Genomic DNA, 21,223 nt, shown 5'->3' with positions numbered 1-21,223 from the left:
CTACCGATGGCACTGATCGCAATTCTCTTTCGGAACGAGCGGAACCGCGACCTGTTCGCCGGGTGGATCCGGGAGTACACCGACCACGATCCGGTCCTGATCGAGGACCCGCGAACACTTCCCGAGACGACGTTCGATCTGTGCCTCGTCGACGGGTTCTGTCTGCGTGAATACACCGAGGCACTCGAGGGCGCGACTGCGAAGGCGAGTCCCCGGTTTCTCCCGGTGCTGTTGATGATCGATCGACGGGAGGGTCAGCGGCTCAGCGATCTCGTCTGGGACCAAGCCGACGACATCATCTGGCGGGACCCGAACGACCTCTCGATGGAGCAGAGCCGCCAGTTCCGTTTCGAGATCGAAGGACGGATCGAGAACCTGCTCGCGCGGCGGGCCCTCTCGGTCGATCTCGACCGCCGCCGCCAACTGACGCTCGTCCTCCAGCGGATCCTCCGGCACAACCTCCGGAACGAACTCAACATCATCCAGGGGTTCGGCGAGCAACTTCGCTCCGAGACGGAGGGTGACTCCGCGGATCAGATCGTCTCGACCACGCAGCGACTCACACGACTCGCGGACAAGGCGCGGACCCTGGAGGAGATTGTCAACAGCGACGAAACCGCGAGCGAGACCGACCCGGCGGTGTTACTCGAACGACTCGTCGACCGGGTCCGAGACCGCTACGAGGACGTGTCGGTGGATCTCGACTACTCCGGGGTCGAGCGGTCGATTCTCCTCCGTCCGAGCTTCGAGCGTGCCGTCCTGGAACTGCTCGAAAACGCCGCGAAACACGGAGCGGGGTCCCGAGAGGTACGGATCACGGCGACCCAGACGGCGTCGGAGACGAACATTCGGGTCGACGACGACGGACCCGGACTCTCCGACGACGAGCGCCGCGTCCTCGAATCCGGGGTCGAACGAACGCTCTCTCACGGACAGGGGATCGGTCACTGGCTCGTCTACTGGGTGGTCACCGATCACGGCGGCGAGATCGAGACAGAGGTGTCCGACGACGGAACCACGGTGATCGTGTCGGTCCCGAACCGCCCGCCCGAGGTCGATTAGAGCAGGCCGTCGGCCTGCGCCAGCAGAATCCCCTCGATCGTCGCGTCGTTCGCTGGCTCAGTCCGTGCGCGTGCGAGGGCCTCTTCGACCGGCACGGTCGTCACCGAGAGGAACTCGTTCGAGTCGCGGTCGACCTCGACGGGTTCTAACCCCTCCGCGAAGACGATTCCACGCCGGTGCCGCAACACGCCGGTCGCACACCAGAAGTCCTCGATCAGCGAGATGCCTGCCGGGTCGAATCCGGTTTCCTCGCGCAACTCGCGCGCGCCCGCGGTGGTGAACGACTCCCCGTCCTCGACGAGTCCGGCGGGCAGTTCCAGACAGTGCTCGCCGATCGCCGGCCGGTACTGCTCGACCATGAGCAGTTCGTCACCGGTCGTCGCGACGATGACGACCGCTGGGTCGAGCGCGGCCCAGTAGTACGCTTTCTCCGATCCGTCCGGCTGTTCGACCAGGTCGTAGCCGCCGTCGTACCAGCCGGTTTCGTATTCAGTGTTCGATTCGATGACGGGCCAGTCGTGGTCTGCGTAGTCCTCTGTCATTGCTCTGTCTCCTCCGCGAGCAGTTCGCGGTAACATCGTCCGAAGGCCTGTCGCCGCAGTGTCTCGACGGCGGCCTCGCGCTTGTCCTGAAAGGTCGCCGCGACCGCGGTCCCCGTCGCGGGCGGGGCGTGCCAGGCGACGTGGTCGACGTTCTCGCTGCCGACTTCGACGACCTCGTGGTCGGTCTCCGCCCGCCACTGCTCGTACTCCTCGCGGCTCCCGACGGTCACCTCCAGTTGCGAGGCGAACAGCGCGTCCTGCGCCGTCTCGATCACGTCGTCGGTGACGCGGCGGTCGTACTCGTCGCCGTCGAACTCCATCGCCCGCGTCACCTCTCGGACGATTCCCTTGGCGGTCGATTCGAGGCGGCCGTACCGCGCTCGCGCCGCCGCCGCCGTCTCGGGCAGAAACGAACCCTCGGTCTCCATACCCACTGTTCGCCCGGCACTCATTACTCGGTTTCGGGTTCCTCGTCGCTGTCGTCCGGTTCCGCCGCGTTCGCTCGCCGCTTTCGGGTCATCTCCATCGCTTCCTCCACGATGTCCTCTGTCTCTCCGTCCGCCGGATCGTCCGGCATGTCGGTCTCGAACGGAATCGACCCGGCCGGATCAGTTCCGCCGACGTGCGCCGGGTCGGTCCCGTGGTCGTGGTCGTGCTCGTGGTCCGGACCGGTCGTGTCCTCGAACACCTGCGGATACTCCGTCTCCTCCGCGGCGTCGGTCAGTTCCGCCGCGAGTTCCTCTTCGCCGAGTTCCTGCCAGCCGGGAACTGTTTCGTCGAGAAACTCCTCGTGTTCGCCCCCGCGGGCCATCGCAGTGATCGCGAGGTGGTTCGCGAGGTGGACCCCATCGGCCTGCGGGTCTCCACAGATCGGACAGCTATATCCCATACCTCCCGTTCGGTCCTGAGAGCAAAGAGGATTCAGGTCTCGGCCTACGGGCGGACCGCCACGGGTACCCCGTCGATCACGTCCGCGAGCGCGTCCCGCTTCAGGAAGACGAACCCGACCGCGACGAGTCCGAACCCGGCGTAGGTCAGGACGCTGATCGTCTCCTGAAGGACGAAGACGCTAACGAGAGTCGCGACGACCGGGACGAGATAGGTGACCAGCGAGACCTCGAAGGCGCCGTGGACCTCGATGATATAGAAGTAGATGTAGAAGGCGATCGCCGTCGAGAACACGCCGAGATACAGCACGGACCCGACGGCGGTCGGGAGGAAGGCACTCGTGGCCGGGAGTTCACCGATGCCGAGACTGGCCACGTGGAGGACGACAGCCCCTAGTAGCATCGACCAGCCAGTCAACGGGACCCGATTAATCGACGGCTCCGCGTGCTGGACGATCACGCCGCCGAGGGCGACGCTGATCACCTGCCCCACGATCAGCAACCGTCCGGCGGTGTCGCCGCCGAGCAGGTTGGTCGGATCGGGCTGGACGACCAGCGAGATACCGAGAAAACCGATTCCGACGCCGACTGCCCCCGTCACGGAGAGCCGCTCACCGAGCAGAAACAGCGCCCAGACGGCCGTCGCGATCGGAACCAGCGCCTGGAGAATCGCCGCGACGCCGCTCGGGACGGTCTGCTGGCCGAGGAACAGAAAGCCGTTGCCAGCGACCAGAAAGAGCCCCCCGCCGGCGATCGCGAGGTGGTTGTTCCGCCCGACCGGCCGCCAGCCGTCTCCCCGGACGACCGCGTACCCCAACAGCAACACGGCGGCGACGTCGTACCGCAACGCAGCGAACAGAAGCGGCGGGAGATACTCCAGCCCGACGGTGATGACCGGAAACGACAGCCCCCAGAACGTCGCCAGGGTACAGAACAGCCCCGCGTCTCGAAGCCGTGACACGGGAGCCATTCCGTCCGTATCGATAAAATGTCTGACGATCCTGCGGCCCGTCTCTGGCTTCAGCGCTGCCGGAACCGAACACTTTCGGCCCGGCTGACAGCGCGTGTGGGGCGAAACCCCGGCATACTTTGCTCCGGCACGCCACAGGCCGGGTATGAAACTCGCGCTCGCACAGTTCGAGATTACGGGGGGCAAGCCGACAGCGAACACGCGACGCGCCCGGGAGTTGATCGAGGACGCCGCCGCCCGAGGCTGTGATCTCGTCGCGCTGCCGGAGATTTTCAACGTCGGCTATTTCGCCTTCGATAGCTACCCGCGGGAGGCCGAACCGCTCGACGGGGAGACGATCACCGAGTTGCAGACCCTCGCCGCCGACCGCGAGATTGCGATCTGTGCGGGATCTATCGTCGAGGATCTGGCGGAGTCGACCGACCGGGGATTCGAGACGCCCGCCGAGGAGGGGTACGCGAACACGTCGGTGTACATCGACGACTCCGGAACAAGACGAGCGGTCTATCGGAAACGGCATCTGTTCGGCTACGAGTCGGCCGAACAGGAACTGCTGGTCCCGGGTGAGTCGGTGGCCACCGTCGACGACCTCGGATTCACCGTCGGCATGACGACGTGTTACGACCTCCGGTTTCCGCAGTTGTACCGCCGGCTCGTCGACGAGGGGGCGACGCTGGTGCTCGTCCCGAGCGCGTGGCCGTACCCGCGCGTCGAGCACTGGCGACTGCTCCCCCAGGCCCGTGCGGTCGAGAACCTCTTCTACGTCGGTGCCGTCAACGGCGTCGGTGAGTTCGAGACCGCGTCGCTACTCGGGCGGTCGACGGTGTACGATCCGTGGGGGACGGCCGTCGCGAGCGCGGGCGAACGCGAGCAGTTGGTCGTCGCAGATATCGACCCCGACGTGGTCGACCAGCGCCGCGAGGAGTTTCCGGCGCTCCGTGACCGGCGCACCGGGTGAGTCGTCGGCTCCCACGCCGGGACATTTATTTACGTGGATTCGTAACGCACAGTTGCCGGTTTAGGCGCTTTTCACGTCACGACCGGTAACCAGGGCTCTCTCGGCCTCGCACCACTCTCGGCCGCCGCGGGACGGATCCGTGGCTGTCCGGACAGCCACGATCTCTGCTCATCTCCAACCACCGCCGCCTTTCTGACGGAATCCATAAACCCGTGCCCCGGCAACATCGGATATGGAGTACGAATACAGCGGTGACGCCGCAGCGAGGTTTCTCGATTCGTACGACCGTGACGGGGACCAGTTCCCGACCCGGGACTGCCCGGACTTTCCGCGGCGTCGCTACCAGTGCGAGGAGATCGATCTCCTCAAGCAACTGTTCTTCCCGCGCTGCTGGAACGCGAGGTCGTTACTCGACGACGAGACGACCGTCGAGGAACGACTCGACGAGATCGGTCGGCTGTTCTACCGCGGCCTCTGTCCGTACGTCAACTATCCGAGTCAGATGATCACCGGCGTCCTCGAGGCGCTCCCCGACATTCGCGAGCGGCTGAAACGCGACATCGAGGCCGCCTACAAGGGCGACCCCGCCGCCAAGAGCTACATCGAGATCATCCGCGCCTATCCGGGGTTTCACGCGATCATGGTCCAACGGGTCGCCCACGAACTCTACGAGCGCGGCGGCGAGATCTACGCCCGGGAACTCACCGAGGCCGCCAAGACCGAAAGCGGCATCGACATCCACCCCGGTGCCGAGATCGGCGATCACTTCTTCATCGATCACGGCACCGGCGTCGTGATCGGTGAGACGACCACCATCGGCGACTGGGTGCGGATCTACCAGGACGTGACCCTCGGCGCGCTCCACTTCGAGCAAGAAGAGGACGACGAACACACGCTGAAGAAGGGGTACAAACGCCACCCGGACATCGGGAGTAACGTCGTCATCGGGGCGGGGAGCAAGATCCTCGGCGCGATCTCTATCGGTGATCACGTCAGCATCGGCGCGAACTCCTGGGTCACCGAGGACATCCCGGACCACACGAAAGTCTACGTCTCGGAACACCCCAAACAGGAACGAAAGCCGATCGAATCGCCGCCCGAGTGACTGTTCAGGGCGTGATCACGGCTCGGCCGTCGATCTCACCGTGTTCCAACTTCTCCGCGACGCTGTTGATCTCGTCCAGTTCGTACCGGCTGGTGTGCAGGTCGACGTAGCCGTCCTCGACCAGCGCGACCAGCTCCTGTAGCTCCGCGTACCGGCCGACGATGTTGCCGACGAAGGAGAACTCGCCGTCGACCAGCGCCTGTGAGGGCTCGTGGATGTGGCCGCCGTAGCCGATGATGTGGTGGTCGCCACCCGCGGCCGTGATCTCCGGGGCCAGCGCCGTCGTCTCGTCCGCGCCGACGAAATCGAGTACCTGGACGGCGCCGCGGTCGTCCGTGAGCGCCGCGATCTCGCTGGGGATGTCCTGTGTCTCGGGGTCGAGCGTGTGTGTCGCACCGAGGTCGCTCGCGAGATCCCGTGCCGACTGCTTGATATCGAGCGCGACGATCTCGGCGGCGCTCATCGCGTCGAGACACTGGAGTCCGATGTGGCCCAGTCCGCCGACGCCGATGACGACGGCGGTGTCTCCGGGGTTGAGTTCGTCGACTGCCTTCTTGACGGCGTGGTAGGCAGTGATCCCCGCGTCGGCGTGGGGAGCGATGTCGGTCGGATCTACCCCGTCCGGCAGCGGGATGACCGCCCGTTCGTTCGTGAGCAGTTCCTCGGCGAACCCGCCGTCGGTGGTGAGCCCGTTGAACGCCGCGTTCTCGCAGTACATCGTCTCGCCCTGCCGGCAGGGCCGACAGGTGCCGCAGGTCTGGACCGGATGACAGATCACCTGATCCCCCTCCGAGACGATCGTGACCTCCTCGCCGGTCTCGACGACCGTGCCGGTGTTCTCGTGGCCGAGCGTCATCGGCAACTCCTGTGGCACGTAGTCGGCCCACATCCCCTCGATGATGTGGTTGTCAGTCTGACACCAGCCCGCGCCCTCGACTTCGACGACGACGTCGTCGCTTGCCGTCACCTGCGGCGCGTCGATTTCCTCGATTGTGAGTCCATCCCCCATCTCGTCCGTGTACTCGTGTAGTCGTGCCGCGCGCATACGTTCAGCATCGGCCGCGACCTGTATAAAGGTGGGTCCGGGTCCCTTTGCCCGCCGGCCGAACGATTGAAGCGGCTCCTGTCCAGAGGGTAGACAGATGAGCGACGAGATGGCGACGCTCCGGTCGACCGCGCGGTCGTACTTCGACGGAACAGCCAGCCCCGCCCACGACTGGCATCACGTCCAGCGCGTCGAGGCGCTGGCGGACCGACTGCTCTCGGCGTATCCCGACGCCGACGAGCGAACGCTCCGAGCGGCCGTGTTGCTCCACGATATCGGTCGCTCTCGGGAGGATCGGGGCGAGATCGACGACCACGCGCGGTGGGGCGCGCGCGAGGCCCGCGACCTGCTCGCCGGCCACGCGCTCGCGGACCGTACCGAAGACATCTGCCACGCGATACGGGTCCACCGCTACTCGAACGACCGACGACCGGAGACGATAGAGGCGAAGCTACTCTGTGACGCGGACAATCTCGACGCGCTGGGGGCGGTCGGAATCGCTCGCTGTTTCACCTACGGCGGTGAGCGCGGCGGCGTGATCTACGACCCCGACAATCCACCCGGCGAGGACGAACGCCCCGACGGCTCCACCCAGTACAACCACCTCCACAAGAAGATCCTCGATCTGCCGGACCGGATGTACACGGAGGCCGGCCGGGAGATCGCCGCGGATCGCCGGGAGTTCGTCGACTCGTTTATCGCCCGGTTCGACGCTGAGGTCTCCGGGCGGCGCTGAGTCGGCCCCGCCCGCTTTCGGCCGTCGGACGCGACCGTTTCAGGTGTCAGGCCTGTTCGGTCTGCTCGCGCTCGTCGGCGTCGAGTTCGCCCTCGACGACTTCGACGAACCGCTCGGGGTGTTCGACGTGCGGGAGCAGTTTCGCCTGATCCACGACGACCAGCCCCGCGCCGACGTGTTCGGCGAGTTCTCGCCCCTCGGAGAGCGGCGTCACGTCGGCGTTCCGTCCCCAGACGAACGTCGTCGGCACGTCGGTGTTCGAGAGGTGCTCTTCGAGCGATCCTTCGGGGTTGAGAAAGCCGCTGACGAACGACGCCGGCGCGAACCGCGCCCCGGGCTGGTGGCCGGTGGTCCACTCGTAGTCGATGACCTCCTCGGAGACGTTGTCGGGGTCGTAGTAGCCGTGGTCGGCGTTGAAGTACCGCAGCGAGGGTTTGCTGACGATCAGGTTGTACAGCCCGGTTCCGATCACGGGTGAGCGCAGCAGCGCGCGCAACCAGACCTGCCGGCTCCCCATCGAGGTGTCCGTCGGACAGATGCAGATCAGCCGGTCCATCTCGACGTTCCGGGCGGCGGCGGCCGCGTAGGAACTGCTCAGCGAGGAGGCTACCACCGTCGGGTCGTCGGTCAAGTCCTCGACGATGTCCTCGACGAACGCCTCGTACAGCGACGCGGAGTACAGAAGCGGCGGGCGGTCGGAGTGGCCGTATCCCGGCAGGTCGGGGACGATCAGGTGGTAGCTCTCGGAGAGATCCTCGACGACCGCCCGGTACTCGTGGCTCGAGGCCGCCGCGTTGGTACCGTGCAACAGCAGCAGGTCGTCGTCGGCGGGATCGCCGAGTTCGGTGTAGCTGACGCCGAACCCGCGCCACCGGTAGGTTCCCTGGTCCCCGTCGAGATACGGCTCGAACTCCTCGGCCCGCGATTCGAGCACGCGGTTGCAGAGCGCGGTTGCACCCACGGCACCGGCCGCGCCGAGCACGATATTACGCAGTTTCATATCACACGTTTGGGGCGACGCGGATATATAAGTAGCCTTCTGCGAGAGCCGTCCCCGCCCGGTCAGGCGTTTGCGAGTTCCTCGACGCGCTCGGCAAGCGCGACGACGGTCGTCGCGATCTGTTCGATCTCCGCCGCCTCGAGCCGCGTGAACGGAATATCGTACTCGACCGCGCTCCCCGTGATCGTGCAGGTGCCGACGGTGTCGATGTCCATCAGCATCGCCTGGATCTCCGGGGAGAGCAACTGCCCGACGTTCTCTCTGGTCCCCCGGATGACAAAGGAGTCGTCGAGTTCGTCAGTGCCGGTTTGGATCCCCTCCTCGGCGCCCCCGGAACCGACGTACCGAAGTTGCACGGTGAAAGAGGCGCTGACGCCCTCGACGGGGGTGTGTACCGTCATGTGTGCCTGTGAGAGCACGTCGGGAATCCCGGTCTCGACGGTCACCGACCGTCCGGCCTTGATCGTTTCGAGGTCGGCCAGCGTCGTCCCGGTGTTCGGTTTGAACGAGGAGGCCTCGACCATCCGGTTCCAGTGCCGACGGTCGTACAGCGCGATAACCACCAGACCGCCGATCCACACGGCGCTCAGCGAGAGAAACACCGTCGGCCGCAGAAGGCCGCCGACGACCGGCTGGAGGAGTTGGATGCCGGCCCCGACAGCGAGCAGTAGAATCGTCCAGATCGCCTGCAAGAACTGCGTGCCAGTGACCCGACGCCAGTCGTCCATCGTTCTCACCCTGTACGCACGCCCTCAAAATACCCGGGGATCCCGGCCGGTCAGTCCCGCGATTCCAGCCGTCGTTGCAGGCTCGCGAGGAGGTTCATCGCCTCCAGCGGTGTCATCGTCGCGACATCTGCGTCCCTGATCTCCTCGGCGACCGCTCCACCCTCCGATTCGGGGGCCGCCTGCTGACGTGTCCCCGACTCGCTGCCGGGTCGAGACGCGCCGAGACCAGCATCAGGTTCGGTCGGATCGTCGGGGTTCGCCTGCCCGTTGGTCCTGTCACCGGCCGGCCGGGCGTCCGGCGTGTCGTCGGCTAACACCTCGCGAGCGCGGTCGACGACCGCCTGTTCGATTCCCGCCGTCGCCGCCACCTCGACGCCGTATGAGGCGTCGGCGGTCCCGGTGAGCAGGTCGTGCTCGAAGACGACACCCTCCGCTGTCTGTGTGGTCTCGAAGTAGCGGTTCGTCGCCGCCTCCAACTCCGCCGCGACCGCCGTCAGATCGTGGTGATGGGTGGCAAACAGCGTGAGTGCACCCACCTCGTCGTGGAGGAACTCCGTCACCGCCTGGGCGATGGCGAACCCGTCCGCCGTGCTCGTTCCGCGACCGACCTCGTCGAGTAGGACGAGCGACTGCTCGGTCGCGTGGTCCAGGATGTCCGCCAGTTCGGTCATCTCGACCATGAACGTCGACCGACCGCCCGCGATGTCGTCGCTCGCTCCGACCCGCGTGAAGATCCTGTCGACGAGTTCGATCCGCGCCTGTTTCGCCGGTACGAAGCCCCCGGCCTGGGCGAGGATCACGATCAGCGCGACCTGTCGCATGTACGTCGACTTGCCGCTCATGTTCGGTCCGGTGATGACTGCGACCCGCTCGTCGCTACTCAGGCGTGTGTCGTTCGGGACGAACGACGACTGGGTTTGTTCGACGACCGGGTGTCGGCCGTCTTCGACGTAGATGCCATCGACAGCGGGGTCGTCGGGGCCGACGACGACCGGTCGGCTGTACTCGTGCTCGGCGGCCACCGTCGCGAAGGAGACGAGCACGTCTAGTTCGGCCAGGACGGCGGCCAGCGCCTGGAGGTCCGCAGAGCGGTCTGCGACGGTCGAACGCACCTCCGAGAACAGTTCGTATTCGAGGTCGTCCGCCCGGGCCTCGGCTCGGATGATCTCGTCCTCGCGGGCCTTGAGTTCGGGCGTGTAGTACCGCTCGGCGTTCTTCAGCGTCTGACGGCGCTCGTAGTCCTCGGGCACCCGGTCGAGGTTGGCGTCGGTCACTTCGATGTAGTAGCCGTGGACGGAGTTGTGACCGACCTTCAGCGAGTCGATACCAGTCCGCTCGCGCTCGCTCGCCTCCAGCGACTCGATCCACTCCTTGCCCGCCCGCTCGGTCTCGCGCAGTTCGGCCAGTTCCTCGTCGAAACTCGGGTTGATGATCCCGCCCTCGGTGATCTCTCGGTCGGGGTCCTCCCGAATCGCGTCGTCGATCAGCGTCCGCACGTCCGCGAGCGGGTCGAGTCGCTCGCGAACCGACCGTAGCTTCTCACACTCCGGATCGTCGAGTAGCTCCCGGACCCGCGGAATCACGTCCAGCGTCGCCTTCAGCGAGCGGAGGTCCCGCGCGTTCGCCCGACCACGGCCGATCCGGGAGACGAGGCGCTCGATGTCGTAGATATCCCGCAGTTGCTCGTGCACTTGCTCGCGCGTCCGTACGTCGTCCCGGAGTTCCCCGACGGCGTCGTGACGTGCGGCAATCTCGTCGGGATCGATCAGCGGCCGCCGAAGCCACTCGTCGAGTTCGCGCCGGCCCAGCGCCGAGGCGGTCTCGTCGACGACGCCCGAAAGCGTCGCCTCCCCGTGGCCGTGGACCGTCCGGCGCTCGAACAGTTCCAGGCTCTCGATAGCGACCGCGTCCAACAGCATGTACTCCCTGGGGTCGTACCGCGTCAGGTGGTTCAGATAGTCCAGGCGGTCCTCGGTGCCGCCGCGGGCGTACTCGGCGTACGCGAGCACGGCACCGCAGGCGCTGATCTCCGCGTCGGAGGCGAGCAGTCGGTCCGGCGCCTGGAAGTAGTCGGCTACCGTCTCGCGGGCGCGCTCGATTCCGAAAGCCTCCTCCTCGAACGGGCTGACGGTGTACCCCTCGACCAACTCGGCGGGCACGTCCGGGCCGGCGATCACCTCGGCGGGATCGAATCGGCCGAGTTCGTCGGCCACGGTCTCGGGGTCGTTCGCGCTCGTCGCGTAGAAATCTCCCGTCGAGATGTCGAGTACGGCACAGCCGATCCGCTCGCCGGCGGCGACCGCCGCGAGGTAGTTGTTGCGCTCGCCGTCGAGCAGTTCGTCCTCGGTGAGGGTGCCGGGCGTGATGATCCGCGTGACCGCTCGGTCGACCACGCCCGTCGTCTCCTCAGGCTCTTGGACCTGATCGGCGACGGCGACGCGGTAGCCCGCGTCGAGCAGTCGGTCGATGTAGGACTCGGCGTTGTCGATAGGGATCCCGGCCATCGCGTACTCCCCGGTGGAGTCCTCCCGCTGAGTGAGCGTGATCTCACACCTGCGGGCGACAACTTCGGCGGCCTCGCAGAACGCCTCGTAGAAATCTCCCACCTGAAAGAGTACCAGCGCCTGGTCGTACTGCGCGCAGAGTTCGAAGTACTGGGCCATCATCGGCGTCAGATCCTCCCGCCGTTCGGCCATCTTCTCCGGTGGACCCAGTGCTCGATCCATAGCTATGTGGCCGTCTTCCGGGGACTAATACCTTTCATCTCCCGGGCTCTACCGGCCGCCGAGTCCGACGCCCTCCGCGAGCAGTTCGTGCGACCGGAGCGCGTCTTCGTGGTCGCCGAGGACGTGCTGGATCATCACCTCGTCGACGCCGACGCGGTCGGTCAGTTGACCGAGCAGCCCCGACAGCGTCTCCGGGCTTCCGGAGATTGCCCGCGGCCACTCGCCGTCGTCCAGTCGCGACGGCGTCGGTTCGGGCACCGATCCCAGTTCGTCGATTGCTTCCTCGACCGACGGGGTCGTGCCGACGACGCCGCGTTGCATCCGCTTGTATGAGGCCTCGGCCACCGCTCGCAACCTGGCCGCCGCCTCGTCGGAGTCGGCACAGACGGCGTTGACCGCGACGATGCCCTCGGGTTCGTCGATACCCCCGCCGAGTTCCGAGGGCCGGAACTGCTCGCGGTAGGTCTCGAACGAGCGGACGGCCATCTCCGGGCGGATGAACGCCGCAAAGCAGAAGCGCAGGCCGAGTTCGGCGGCGATGGAGGCGCTGGCGGGACTCGATCCGAGCACCCACGGAACCGGCGGTTCCGCGTCCGAACTGGGAACCTCCAGGTCGCTGTACGCGTGTCCGTCCGGATACTCGTCGTAGAGGTGGGAGACGACCGCCTCGATTTTCTCGGCGTGGTCCTCGTCCGGGTTGGCGACCCGTCTGCTCGTCCCCAGCGCTCTGTCCGCGGCCGGCGAGCCGTTGGCCCGCCCGAGACCCGCGTCGATCCGGCCGGGGGCGAGTCCGTCGAGCGTACCGAACTGCTCGGCGACCTTGAACGGGCTGTAGTGGTTGAGCAGCACGGCCCCGGAGCCGAGTCGGATCGACTCGGTCTCGGCGGCGAGAGAGCCCAGCAGAACCTCGGGCGTCGTCCCGGCCAGCGTCTCGGCCATCCCGTGGTGCTCGGCCACCCAGAACCGCTCGAACCCGAGCCGTTCGGCCTGCTGTGCCGCCTCGACGGTCTGCTCGTAGGCCTCTGTTGCCGTCCCCCCTTCGGGGACCGGAGAGAGGTCGACAGCGGAGAGTTTCATACGTCTGTTCGGTGTCCGCCGGTGATAGATGCTCCGAAGATAGTCCTCAGAATCCCCAGCGGATGCCGGACATCGTGGCGAGGACGCCCGAGACCGCGCCCTTACAGATCGTACTGGTCGCGCACCAGGTGAGCGAAACCGCGGTCTTCCAGCACGTCGAGCGGAGCGAGCATGTCGAGTTGGACGACGCCCGGGAGCCGTCCGATCTGTACGCCGCCCGTGAACGTACACCGGCCGCGGACTTCACCTTCGCTCATGTCGAGCAACTCGCAGGCCCGGTCGAAGGCGTTCTGAGTGGCGTCGTTGACCGTCGCACCGGACCCGACCACCTGGATCGGACCCATGTCCTCCTTGACCGAAACGCCGTGTTCCTCCCCGAGATTTCGGCCCGCTTCGCGCTCCTCGTCGCTGTACGGCTTGCTGATGAACGGCAGATCCTCCTCGTTCGGGAGCAGGACCGGCCCGTCGAGTTCGAGGTCCTCGATGACCTCGACATCGAGGGTCACGTTGCCGCTCACGTCTGTCGTGTGCAGCGAGAGTTCGCCGTCGCCCTGGTTGGCGTGGAGGTCGCCGACGTAGATTCCGCCGCCCTCGACGTCGACGGGGCAGATCAGCGTCGCGCCCGGACGGACCTCAGGGATGTCCATGTGGCCGTCGGTGCGCTTTTCGAGGTCCTCCTCGGTCTCGACCCCGTACTCGTGGTCGGCACCGATGAGGTTCTGTCCGAAGTCGCCCGCGTTGTGCGAGTCCGGCATCGTCACCGACGGCGTCGTCCCGATGTTTCCGATGAAGGGGCGGAGTCGGCCGAGCGTCCCCGGCATGCCGTCGGGTTCGTACAGCAGAATGGGGTGCTGGCGGGCGTTTTCGGGGATGTCCATCACCTCCTCGGCGTCGGTCGCGAGTTCGTGGGCACCCTCCTTGTCGAGCGTGAGGCCGACCGCGTTCTCGTGGTCGAACGCCACCGTGTAGCCGTACTCGAAGCCGAAGGAGGAGGCGTTCGCCCCACACTCCGCGCACTTGATCGCGTCCTCGCCGGTCCCCTCGACGACCGAATCCGGCCAGGTCGTCCCGCACTCCGGACACTGATGGTCGACAAAGGGGTCGTCGCCGAAGGCCTCGTCGCGTTCGTCCATCGACCCCGTACTGGTGGCCATGCTCGTCACCTCGACGTCGCGGATGTGGATGGCGATTGCGTCCCCGACCGATGCCCCTTCGACCCGGATCGGCCGCGTCACCTCGTGGCCGCCTCTGAACGACGGCGTGACCATCGGGCCCCAACAGCCCGGCGGCGTGTACGTTTTGATCGTCCCCCCGTCCGCGACGGTACCGGCCCACTCCTGGTCCGGACCGACCAGCCCGAGCGTGTACTGATCGACGTACAGTTCGTCTTGGACACTTTGTTGTGACATAACACGTCATAACTGGGGCGTCGTCCCAATAATCCTGCCGCTGGCGGAATCCAGAACCAGGCTTCGACCAGGGTGAACTAAACCGGGGTGGCCCCAATACAGACCGATGAGCACTCAGGCTCGGTGGAGCGGAACGTGACGCGGGGGACCTACGACTGGTGGAGCCGCAACCAGTGGGCGCTGCGAGGGTTGTACGGGTTCGTCTTCCTCGGCCGCGAACGGACTTTCCGACGGCGGAGCATCGCGGCGCTGGATCTGGAGGCCGGCGACAGCGTGCTGGAACTCGGCTGCGGTCCCGGGAACTCCCTGGCGCCGTTGCGCCAGGCTGTTGGGGCGGAAGGCCGTGTCGTCGCCGTCGACTACAGCGACGGAATGGTCGACCAGGCCGCAGGGCGCGTGGCAGCCGCGGGCTGGGAGAACGTCGACGTGATCCGGGGGGAGGCGACGCGTCCAGGCGTCGCCGCGGAGTCGTTCGATGCCGCCTACGCCGCGATGTCACTCAGCGCGATGGACGACCCGGCGGCGGCGGTCGAGGCGGCGGCGGCCAGCCTCGGGCCGGCGGGACGACTCGCCGTCCTCGACGCCCGGCCGTTCCAGCGACTCCCGCTATCGCTGTCCAACCCCATCGTGAAACCGGCATTTAGGGCTCTCACCGACTGGCGGCCCGAAATCGACGTTCCCGCGGCGATGGATTCTGCCTTCGAGAAGGCGACGGTCGAGGAGTACCATCTGGGCTCGATATACGTCGCCCGTGGAGAGCGTCCGACCGTCACTGATCGCTAGAATGCAGGTCGGCGTTCGGGAAGAGAGACGGACACGTGTTCCTTCGGACTGGGTTTTTATTCGCTCGACCACAACTACTCGTGCAATGACCGAACGGCGTCGGAGGGATCGGTCGTGAGCGGACCGAACCGACTACCGGCGGAGACGCTCTCGCCGCTGGCCGAGCGCGTCGACGCGGTGTTGGCGCTGTACGGCTACGAGATGGCCCCGGCTATCGACGCGATTGACGACGCCGTCGACGGCCACGGCGGCCTGTTCGGGCCCGACACGACGGACGGAGAGATTCGCGCCGCTATCGAGGACGTGCTCGCTGGCGGCCCACCGGAATCGACCGCCGGAGCAGAGGCGGCCGGCCGAGAGGTGGTCCTGTACGTCGACGGCAGTTCGCGCGGAAACCCGGGCCCGGCCGGTGCCGGCGCGGTGATAATCGTCGACGAGACGACGGTCGCCACACTCGGTCGTCCCGTCGGCACCCGGGCGGACAACAACATCGCCGAGTACGCGGCCCTCCAACTCGGGTTGGACGCGCTGGCTCCCCACGATCCGGCCTCGGTCGAGGTTCGGATCGATTCGATGACGGTCGTCGACGCCATCTGGGGCGAGGAGGGCGAGCCAATCGAACCGTACGGCGCGGCGATCAGCGATCACCTCTCGGCGCTCTCCGCACACGAGTGGACCCATCTGGTCGACAGCGATCCCAACCCGGCCGACGCCCGCGCCACGGTCGGAGCCGATATCGCCGCGCTCGGCCCGGGCTGATCGGGCCGGCAAAGTTCTTTGCCGCTCCTCCCGCAGGGTTGTCGTAGATGCGATTCCAGCTAACAGCGGACCAGCGACAACTCCGCGAAGAGGTCCGGACGTACGCACAGGAGCGGATCAAGCCCGAGGCTATCGAACTGGATCGGGCCGGCGAGCATCCGACCGAGATTCTCGACGAACTCGGGGACCGGGGCTACGCGGGACTGACCCTTCCGGAGCGCTACGGAGGACAGGGAGAGGGGATGGTCGAACTCGCGGTTCTGACCGAGGAACTGGCCGCTGCCCTGATGCCCGTCGCCAGTGCGCTCGCACTCCATCTCGGCGTCGCGGAGGCCATCCAGCGGTTCGGCACCGACGACCAGCGCGAGCGGTTCCTGCCGTCGATGGCCGCCTACGAGACGGTCGGTGTGCTCGGACTGAGCGAGGAACACGCCGGGAGCAACAAACTCGATATGGAGACCACCGCGGAGCGAGACGGCGACGAGTGGATTCTGAACGGCCACAAACAGTGGTTGACGAATTTCCTACACGGTGACTACGTGCTCACGTACGCGAAGACCGGCCCGGACGGCCAGCGTCCGAACAACGTCACCGCGTTCCTCGTCCCGACGGAGGCGTTCGAGGTCGAGGAGGTCTGGGACACGCTCGGCGCCCGAACGGTCAAGTCACCGCGGGCGACCCTCTCGGACGTTCGAGTCCCCGACGACAATCGGATCGGACCGGTCGGTGAGGGCTACGTGCAGCGCGGTCGACTACAGACGGGGATCAACGTCCCCGCCCGTGGCGTCGGCATCGCTCGCGCGGCCCTCGACGATACCGTCGCGTACACCAGCCAGCGCGAGCAGGGCGGCCGGCCCATCTCGGACCACCAAGGCGTCAGGTGGGAGGTCGGGGAGATGGCAGAGCGCGTCGACACGGCACGGCTGTTGACACTGCGCGCGGCCGACCGCGCCGACAGGGATCTCGATACGACCAGGGAGTTCAGCATGGCGAAAATCTCCGCGACGCAGGCAGCCGTCGACAACGCCAACACGGCGACGCAACTGCACGGCGGTATCGGCTACACGAGCGAACACCACGTCGAGCGGTATCTCCGCGACGCGAAGCTACTGACCATCGCCGGCGGTCCGAACGAGGGCCACAAGGACACGCTCGGCGAGGCCGTCTACCAGGATCACCCGGGGTAGGGGAGAGCCTACCCGCTCACAGCAGTTTCGTCTCCCAATCTTGCGCCGAGAGGGACTCGCCGGTGATCCCGTCGGGTCCCTGCGCGAGTAGCGCGACTGCGGCGTCGTCCATCACGTCCGGGTCGAGAATCCCCTCGCGCTCCTCCTCGGGGAGTTGATCCCAGAAACCGGTATCCACTCGTCCGCCCGGATCGAGGCCGTTGACGTTGATCGCCTCGTCTTCTAGTTCCATCGACTGCGTCCGGAGGATTCCTTCGAGCGCCCACTTCGTCCCCACGTAGGGGCCGAAATTGGGGGCCGCCCGCCGGCCGAATCCGGAGGAGATATTGATAATATTGCCGCGCCCGGCGTCGATCAGTTCGGGGACGACGTGCTTCGAGAAGAGGAACACGCCCGTGATGTTCACGTCGACGATTTTTCTGAAGTCCTCGGTGTCGACCTCGTGCAGCGGCATCCCCCCGCCGTACATACTCAACAGCCCGATTCCGGCGTTGTTTACGAGACCGGTGATCTCTCCGTACTCCTCGGCGGCCGCATCGACGACGGCTCGGACCTCGGATTCCTCGGTCACGTCCGCGGGCGCGACGAGCGTCTCACCGTCGGCCTCCTCGGCCACCGCGTGTAGTTTCTCCTCGCTACGGGCCGTCAACACCACGTTCGCACCCTCGCGTGCGAATCGTTTGGCCATCGACTCGCCCAGTCCCGCGCTTGCACCCGTTACGATAACCGTCTCTCCCTCCAGCGTCGTCATACACCCCTATTCGACCCCGGGTGATTTGTATGCTGTGCGGAATCGGACTGTTTTTGCGCCCCGGACGACTACTGTCGTCTACCCGTGGCGATCACCGACAAAATCTATCTGAAAAACCACCAGCAGATCGTCTCCCAGATGGAGACCTCCTTTCCCAAAGGCGCGTTCAACGGCGCGACGATGGATATTCTCTATCAGGGCGACGGACTCGCCGAACTCGACGACGCGACGCGGGATCGGATTCTCGACTTCGCGGAGGATTTCCTCGACTGTGACTGCGAGTCGAACCCCCACTGTGGCTGTCCCGAACGGAAGTTCACCCGCTACCTGCTCGAACTCCGCGAACAGGGGCTCGGTCCCGACGCCATCGTCGACGTGATGGGCGACGATTACATGCTGTACGCCTACCCGGGCGACATTCTCTCCTTTCTGGATAGCTCCGTCCGGACGCTCGAAGCCGCCGAAACGCTCGCCGACGTGGACGGACAGACGGAGGCAAGCGAGCAGATCCGCGCCGTCCGGGAGAATCTTGTTCGATAGCTGCCGGCGTCCGTACTTTTAACTCACGTCCTGCGGAGTATGCGGTATGTCACTCACAGACGACGAACGCGAGCGACTGCGAGGGGCCTTCCGGCGACAACTGGATGTCGGCCTCCATCACGGCGCACAACTTGCGGTCTACGCCGACGGCGAACTGGTCGCCAGTTTCGCGGGCGGAACGACCGGCCCCGACGGCGAGGAGACGACAGAGGACCAGCGACACATTATTTTCTCCTGTACGAAGCCGTACGTCGGTGTCGCGGTCCACCAGCTCGTCGAGGAGGGCGAACTGGCCTACGACGACCGACTGATCGAGTACTGGCCGGAGTTTGCCGACGAAGGCACGCAGAAAGCCGAGATCATGGTCGAACACGTCCTCTCGCACACGGCCGGGGTTCCGTTCGGCGAACTCGACGAACAGCCGGAGAAGTGGACCGACTGGGACGCCGTCGTCGAGGCGATGGAGGAGATAGAGCCGGTCTTCCCGCCGGGCGAACAGCCCGCCTACCACACGACGAACTACGGCTGGCTGGCAGGCGAACTGATCAACCGCGTCACCGGCGACAACGTCCGGGATGTCGTCGCAGAACGGGTGTTCGAGCCGCTTGGCATGGACGATACCTCGATCGGGCTCGGTGAGGACGGCGACCCCGACGAGGTCGCGACGCTGTCGGGCTTCGAGGAGTTCGACCGCTGCCGGAGCCCCGGCGAGGGACTCGGTATCCCGGCCTCGGATTCGGCCGCGCAGTTCAACGACCCCGCCCTGCAGCGGGCGGTCATCCCCGCAGCGAACGGGATCAGCACGGCCCGGGACATGGCCCGCTTTTACGGCTGTCTCGCCAACGGCGGCAGCCTCGACGGTGTCGACCTACTCGAGGAGGAGACAATCGAACACGCCGGCGAGGTCCACGCCGAGACCGACTCCGACGGCACCCTGAGTCGGCCCGCCCGGTACGGCCTCGGCGTCTGGGTCGGCGGCCTCGCGAACGACATGTTCGGGACGGTGAGTACGGAGTCGACCTTCGGGCACGCTGGACTCGGGAGCAACTTCGGCTGGGCGGATCCCGATCTCAACGTCGGCTTCGCGTACGTGACCAACGGGATCCGCGAGGAATCGTACGAACACGCCGCCAGGGTCAACGCCATGAGCGACGCTGTTCGGTTAGTGATCGAGTAGTTGAATTAGGTGTCGCCGTCAGGCGACGAGAAAATCCCGAATTAGAGTCGAACGACGTTGGTCGCGCGCGGACCCTTCGGTGCGTCTTCGATCTCGAATTCGATCTCTGTACCTTCACTTAGATCCTCGCCGCCAACGTCCTCCATGTGGAAGAAAACGTCTTCGTCGGAATCGTCCGTATCGATGAAACCGTAACCGCCTGTGTCGTGGAAGAAATCCACCTTACCGTTTACCATTGCGAATAGACAAACGTCAGGTTAGTACTTAAGAGTTTTGAATGAGTATTCAGTCTGTGGGAGTAGGATAACCCAGATAACTCTAAATACGAGACAAAACTAAAAATTTGGCCTGATTACCTCTCGATTTCAAATGGTACCCAAGACATACGCCTGTTTTTGTGTGGTATCACCGGAACGCGCCATCGGTGCTACTCGATGCCGGACCGTAGCTGTCGAGCGAAATATATTTTCCAGTGGTGTGTGATCTACATATATGGGCCCGAAACAGAAGCTACTCGCCCTCCGCCGCGAACTCGCCGTGTTGTTTCTGCTCGTCGTCGGCGTGGCGACTGTGATGGGTGCGCTCAGAACCGGGTCACCCCTGACGGGGCTCTACTACGGCGTGATCGGAGGCGTTCCGATGTTCCTCGTCGTCTCGACGCTGTTCCTGGCGGTGATCCTCGGCACGCCCAGTCAGATTCGCCTCCTCCGGGGCCTGTTCCTCGGTTTGGTCGGTATCGGCGTCGTGGGCAATCTCGCTGCCGGTCGCTCGCTGCGAGATGCTATCGGCCTCGGCTTCTTCGCCGGCGGTCTCAACTTTCTGTCGATCCTCGGACTGCTCACGATTCTGTTCCCGGTCTATCTGTATGGCAAGCACAGGGGCCGAACGACGAATCCGCAGTAACGTTCCGGCCGAGACCGGAATCTGCTGTCCCGTTGTACGGACTTTCCGAGCCTTCGTCCCTCGGATGACGGGGCCGGGGAACTCTCTGGGAGGAACAGTTAAGCGTCTCTAGTCCAACATATCGGTGGTATATGTACTGTGTGTACATGTCGACGGAGCATCTCGAAGAGGAGCCAGTCGAGGAGCTGTACGGCGACTTTATCGACGAGAACTACCAGTGGCGACCGAGCGCGACGGAGGAGACAGACACCGACAGCGGCCCCGAATTTCTGAACGACGAGCGCGACGCAGATGTCGACCTGATGACCGGTGAGGGAAGCGACCGATAGCCCGCGGCTCACGCTGAACGAACTCTCATGACCGCTCTCAGCATCCGCTGGGCGGAGCCCACTGATACCGACGCTCTCGCGTCCGTCTATCGGAGCGCGTACGCGGCAAACCGGGAGCTGGGGTTCCCCGCGAAGGCCGAGACAGCCACGGCCGACACTGTCGAGGGCTGGCTCGAAGGGTACGAGCTTCTGGTAGGGACCGTCGACGGGCAGATTGTCGGGGGCGTTCGCCTCGAAACGAACGAGGATCACGTCAAAATCAGCCGGCTCGCCGTCCACGAGGAGCGGAAGGGAGAGGGAATCGGGAGCCGACTGCTGGAACGCGCCGAAGAGGTCGCCGCCGAACGCGACCACTCTGCGGTGCGGCTGACGACGCCGGAAAATCACCCGTTTTTGCCGTCGTTCTACCGGGACCGAGGCTACGAACAGGTCGGCGAGTATCCGCTCTCGTACCGCGAGTACGACGAAATCGTCCTGGAGAAATCGCTCTGATCGTCAGCCCGCCCCGGCGGTCGGGGCGAGGCCGGAAATCCAAAAATCAATCCGTGC

Annotated in this window: 24 protein-coding genes; 12 read left to right on the top strand and 12 right to left on the bottom strand. The window is 65.6% G+C overall.

The annotated features are described in order from the left end of the window. The first annotated feature begins 6 nt into the window (after positions 1 to 6). On the top strand, positions 7 to 1,062 hold the full coding sequence (locus tag GRX03_RS06885; RefSeq protein ID WP_159763465.1) for a sensor histidine kinase: 1,056 nt from the start codon (positions 7 to 9) through the stop codon (positions 1,060 to 1,062). Here the strand turns inward: GRX03_RS06885 and GRX03_RS06880 are convergent. The 4 genes from GRX03_RS06880 to GRX03_RS06865 are packed head-to-tail and all read right to left on the bottom strand — an operon-like array spanning position 1,059 to position 3,452. Next, positions 1,059 to 1,604, bottom strand: coding sequence for an NUDIX hydrolase (locus GRX03_RS06880; protein ID WP_159763464.1), 546 nt, complete (start codon positions 1,602 to 1,604; stop codon positions 1,059 to 1,061). The two genes, GRX03_RS06885 and GRX03_RS06880, sit on opposite strands and share 4 nt — an antisense overlap. Continuing rightward, positions 1,601 to 2,032, bottom strand: coding sequence for a DUF5809 family protein (locus GRX03_RS06875; protein WP_159763463.1), 432 nt, complete (start codon positions 2,030 to 2,032; stop codon positions 1,601 to 1,603). Before GRX03_RS06875 ends, GRX03_RS06880 begins: the two co-directional genes overlap by 4 nt. Before the next feature lie 23 nt (positions 2,033 to 2,055). Then, a complete protein-coding gene (locus GRX03_RS06870) occupies positions 2,056 to 2,493 on the bottom strand; it encodes a DUF5810 domain-containing protein (RefSeq protein ID WP_159763462.1) in 438 nt (145 codons plus the stop codon). A gap of 44 nt (positions 2,494 to 2,537) precedes the next feature. Continuing rightward, positions 2,538 to 3,452, bottom strand: coding sequence for a DMT family transporter (locus GRX03_RS06865; protein ID WP_201289194.1), 915 nt, complete (start codon positions 3,450 to 3,452; stop codon positions 2,538 to 2,540). 154 nt (positions 3,453 to 3,606) lie between these two features. Between GRX03_RS06865 and GRX03_RS06860 the strand changes: the two genes are divergently transcribed. Beyond that, positions 3,607 to 4,419 (top strand): carbon-nitrogen family hydrolase, encoded by an 813-nt coding sequence (locus GRX03_RS06860; RefSeq protein WP_159763460.1) that lies wholly within the window; start codon positions 3,607 to 3,609, stop codon positions 4,417 to 4,419. A 232-nt stretch (positions 4,420 to 4,651) separates the two neighbouring features. Further along, on the top strand, positions 4,652 to 5,524 hold the full coding sequence (gene epsC / locus GRX03_RS06855; RefSeq protein WP_159763459.1) for a serine O-acetyltransferase EpsC: 873 nt from the start codon (positions 4,652 to 4,654) through the stop codon (positions 5,522 to 5,524). 4 nt (positions 5,525 to 5,528) lie between these two features. On the opposite strand, the gene GRX03_RS06850 is transcribed toward epsC, so the two are convergent. Beyond that, the gene (locus GRX03_RS06850; RefSeq protein ID WP_159763458.1) at positions 5,529 to 6,569 is read right to left on the bottom strand and encodes an NAD(P)-dependent alcohol dehydrogenase; all 1,041 of its coding nucleotides are present in this window, start codon (positions 6,567 to 6,569) and stop codon (positions 5,529 to 5,531) included. A 97-nt stretch (positions 6,570 to 6,666) separates the two neighbouring features. Here GRX03_RS06850 and GRX03_RS06845 point away from each other — a divergent pair, with 97 nt between their 5' ends. Beyond that, positions 6,667 to 7,305: an HD domain-containing protein gene (locus GRX03_RS06845; RefSeq protein ID WP_201289193.1), complete on the top strand. Its 639-nt coding sequence runs from the start codon at positions 6,667 to 6,669 to the stop codon at positions 7,303 to 7,305. Between the two features lie 46 nt (positions 7,306 to 7,351). On the opposite strand, the gene GRX03_RS06840 is transcribed toward GRX03_RS06845, so the two are convergent. The 5 genes from GRX03_RS06840 to GRX03_RS06820 form a co-directional block, all read right to left on the bottom strand. After that, positions 7,352 to 8,305 carry an alpha/beta fold hydrolase gene (locus tag GRX03_RS06840; RefSeq protein WP_159763457.1) on the bottom strand — a complete coding sequence of 318 codons (954 nt, stop codon included), beginning with the start codon at positions 8,303 to 8,305 and terminating at the stop codon, positions 7,352 to 7,354. A gap of 62 nt (positions 8,306 to 8,367) precedes the next feature. Further along, on the bottom strand, positions 8,368 to 9,033 hold the full coding sequence (locus GRX03_RS06835; RefSeq protein WP_159763456.1) for a hypothetical protein: 666 nt from the start codon (positions 9,031 to 9,033) through the stop codon (positions 8,368 to 8,370). Positions 9,034 to 9,083: 50 nt separating this feature from the next. Further along, positions 9,084 to 11,759, bottom strand: coding sequence for a DNA mismatch repair protein MutS (gene mutS / locus GRX03_RS06830; RefSeq protein ID WP_159763455.1), 2,676 nt, complete (start codon positions 11,757 to 11,759; stop codon positions 9,084 to 9,086). A 48-nt stretch (positions 11,760 to 11,807) separates the two neighbouring features. Next, positions 11,808 to 12,836, bottom strand: coding sequence for an LLM class flavin-dependent oxidoreductase (locus GRX03_RS06825; RefSeq protein ID WP_159763454.1), 1,029 nt, complete (start codon positions 12,834 to 12,836; stop codon positions 11,808 to 11,810). A gap of 101 nt (positions 12,837 to 12,937) precedes the next feature. Next, positions 12,938 to 14,245, bottom strand: coding sequence for an acetamidase/formamidase family protein (locus GRX03_RS06820; RefSeq protein WP_159763453.1), 1,308 nt, complete (start codon positions 14,243 to 14,245; stop codon positions 12,938 to 12,940). Between the two features lie 135 nt (positions 14,246 to 14,380). On the opposite strand from GRX03_RS06820, the gene GRX03_RS06815 reads away from it, so the two are divergent. The 3 genes from GRX03_RS06815 (at position 14,381) to GRX03_RS06805 (ending at position 16,974) form a co-directional block, all read left to right on the top strand. Beyond that, entirely contained in the window at positions 14,381 to 15,028 is a 648-nt protein-coding gene (locus tag GRX03_RS06815; protein ID WP_368278134.1) for a class I SAM-dependent methyltransferase, read from the top strand. 114 nt (positions 15,029 to 15,142) lie between these two features. Further along, complete coding sequence (locus tag GRX03_RS06810) at positions 15,143 to 15,787, top strand: ribonuclease HI family protein (protein WP_368278132.1); 645 nt, start codon at positions 15,143 to 15,145, stop codon at positions 15,785 to 15,787. Between the two features lie 47 nt (positions 15,788 to 15,834). Next, positions 15,835 to 16,974 (top strand): acyl-CoA dehydrogenase family protein, encoded by a 1,140-nt coding sequence (locus GRX03_RS06805; RefSeq protein ID WP_159763452.1) that lies wholly within the window; start codon positions 15,835 to 15,837, stop codon positions 16,972 to 16,974. A 16-nt stretch (positions 16,975 to 16,990) separates the two neighbouring features. On the opposite strand, the gene GRX03_RS06800 is transcribed toward GRX03_RS06805, so the two are convergent. Continuing rightward, positions 16,991 to 17,725, bottom strand: a complete 735-nt coding sequence (locus GRX03_RS06800; protein ID WP_159763451.1) for an SDR family oxidoreductase — start codon at positions 17,723 to 17,725, stop codon at positions 16,991 to 16,993. Between the two features lie 84 nt (positions 17,726 to 17,809). Between GRX03_RS06800 and GRX03_RS06795 the strand changes: the two genes are divergently transcribed. Together GRX03_RS06795 and GRX03_RS06790 are read left to right on the top strand one after the other, a co-directional pair. Next, a complete protein-coding gene (locus GRX03_RS06795; RefSeq protein WP_368278130.1) occupies positions 17,810 to 18,265 on the top strand; it encodes a DUF5814 domain-containing protein in 456 nt (151 codons plus the stop codon). A 46-nt stretch (positions 18,266 to 18,311) separates the two neighbouring features. Next, positions 18,312 to 19,442 carry a serine hydrolase domain-containing protein gene (locus GRX03_RS06790; protein ID WP_159763450.1) on the top strand — a complete coding sequence of 377 codons (1,131 nt, stop codon included), beginning with the start codon at positions 18,312 to 18,314 and terminating at the stop codon, positions 19,440 to 19,442. Between the two features lie 41 nt (positions 19,443 to 19,483). Here GRX03_RS06790 and GRX03_RS06785 read toward each other — a convergent pair whose 3' ends face one another. Further along, positions 19,484 to 19,678 carry a cold-shock protein gene (locus GRX03_RS06785; RefSeq protein ID WP_159763449.1) on the bottom strand — a complete coding sequence of 65 codons (195 nt, stop codon included), beginning with the start codon at positions 19,676 to 19,678 and terminating at the stop codon, positions 19,484 to 19,486. A 256-nt stretch (positions 19,679 to 19,934) separates the two neighbouring features. Here GRX03_RS06785 and GRX03_RS06780 point away from each other — a divergent pair, with 256 nt between their 5' ends. From GRX03_RS06780 to GRX03_RS06770, 3 genes are all read left to right on the top strand, one after another. Next, positions 19,935 to 20,345: a hypothetical protein gene (locus GRX03_RS06780; protein WP_159763448.1), complete on the top strand. Its 411-nt coding sequence runs from the start codon at positions 19,935 to 19,937 to the stop codon at positions 20,343 to 20,345. Between the two features lie 131 nt (positions 20,346 to 20,476). After that, complete coding sequence (locus GRX03_RS06775; protein ID WP_159763447.1) at positions 20,477 to 20,674, top strand: hypothetical protein; 198 nt, start codon at positions 20,477 to 20,479, stop codon at positions 20,672 to 20,674. 27 nt (positions 20,675 to 20,701) lie between these two features. Continuing rightward, complete coding sequence (locus tag GRX03_RS06770; protein WP_159763446.1) at positions 20,702 to 21,166, top strand: GNAT family N-acetyltransferase; 465 nt, start codon at positions 20,702 to 20,704, stop codon at positions 21,164 to 21,166. Positions 21,167 to 21,223: the final 57 nt, after the last annotated feature.

This window comes from Halovenus carboxidivorans (genome assembly GCF_009831575.1).
In the GTDB taxonomy this organism is placed as follows: Archaea; Halobacteriota; Halobacteria; order Halobacteriales; family Haloarculaceae; genus Halovenus; species Halovenus carboxidivorans.
This window is presented reverse-complemented; position numbering and strand designations above follow the sequence as displayed.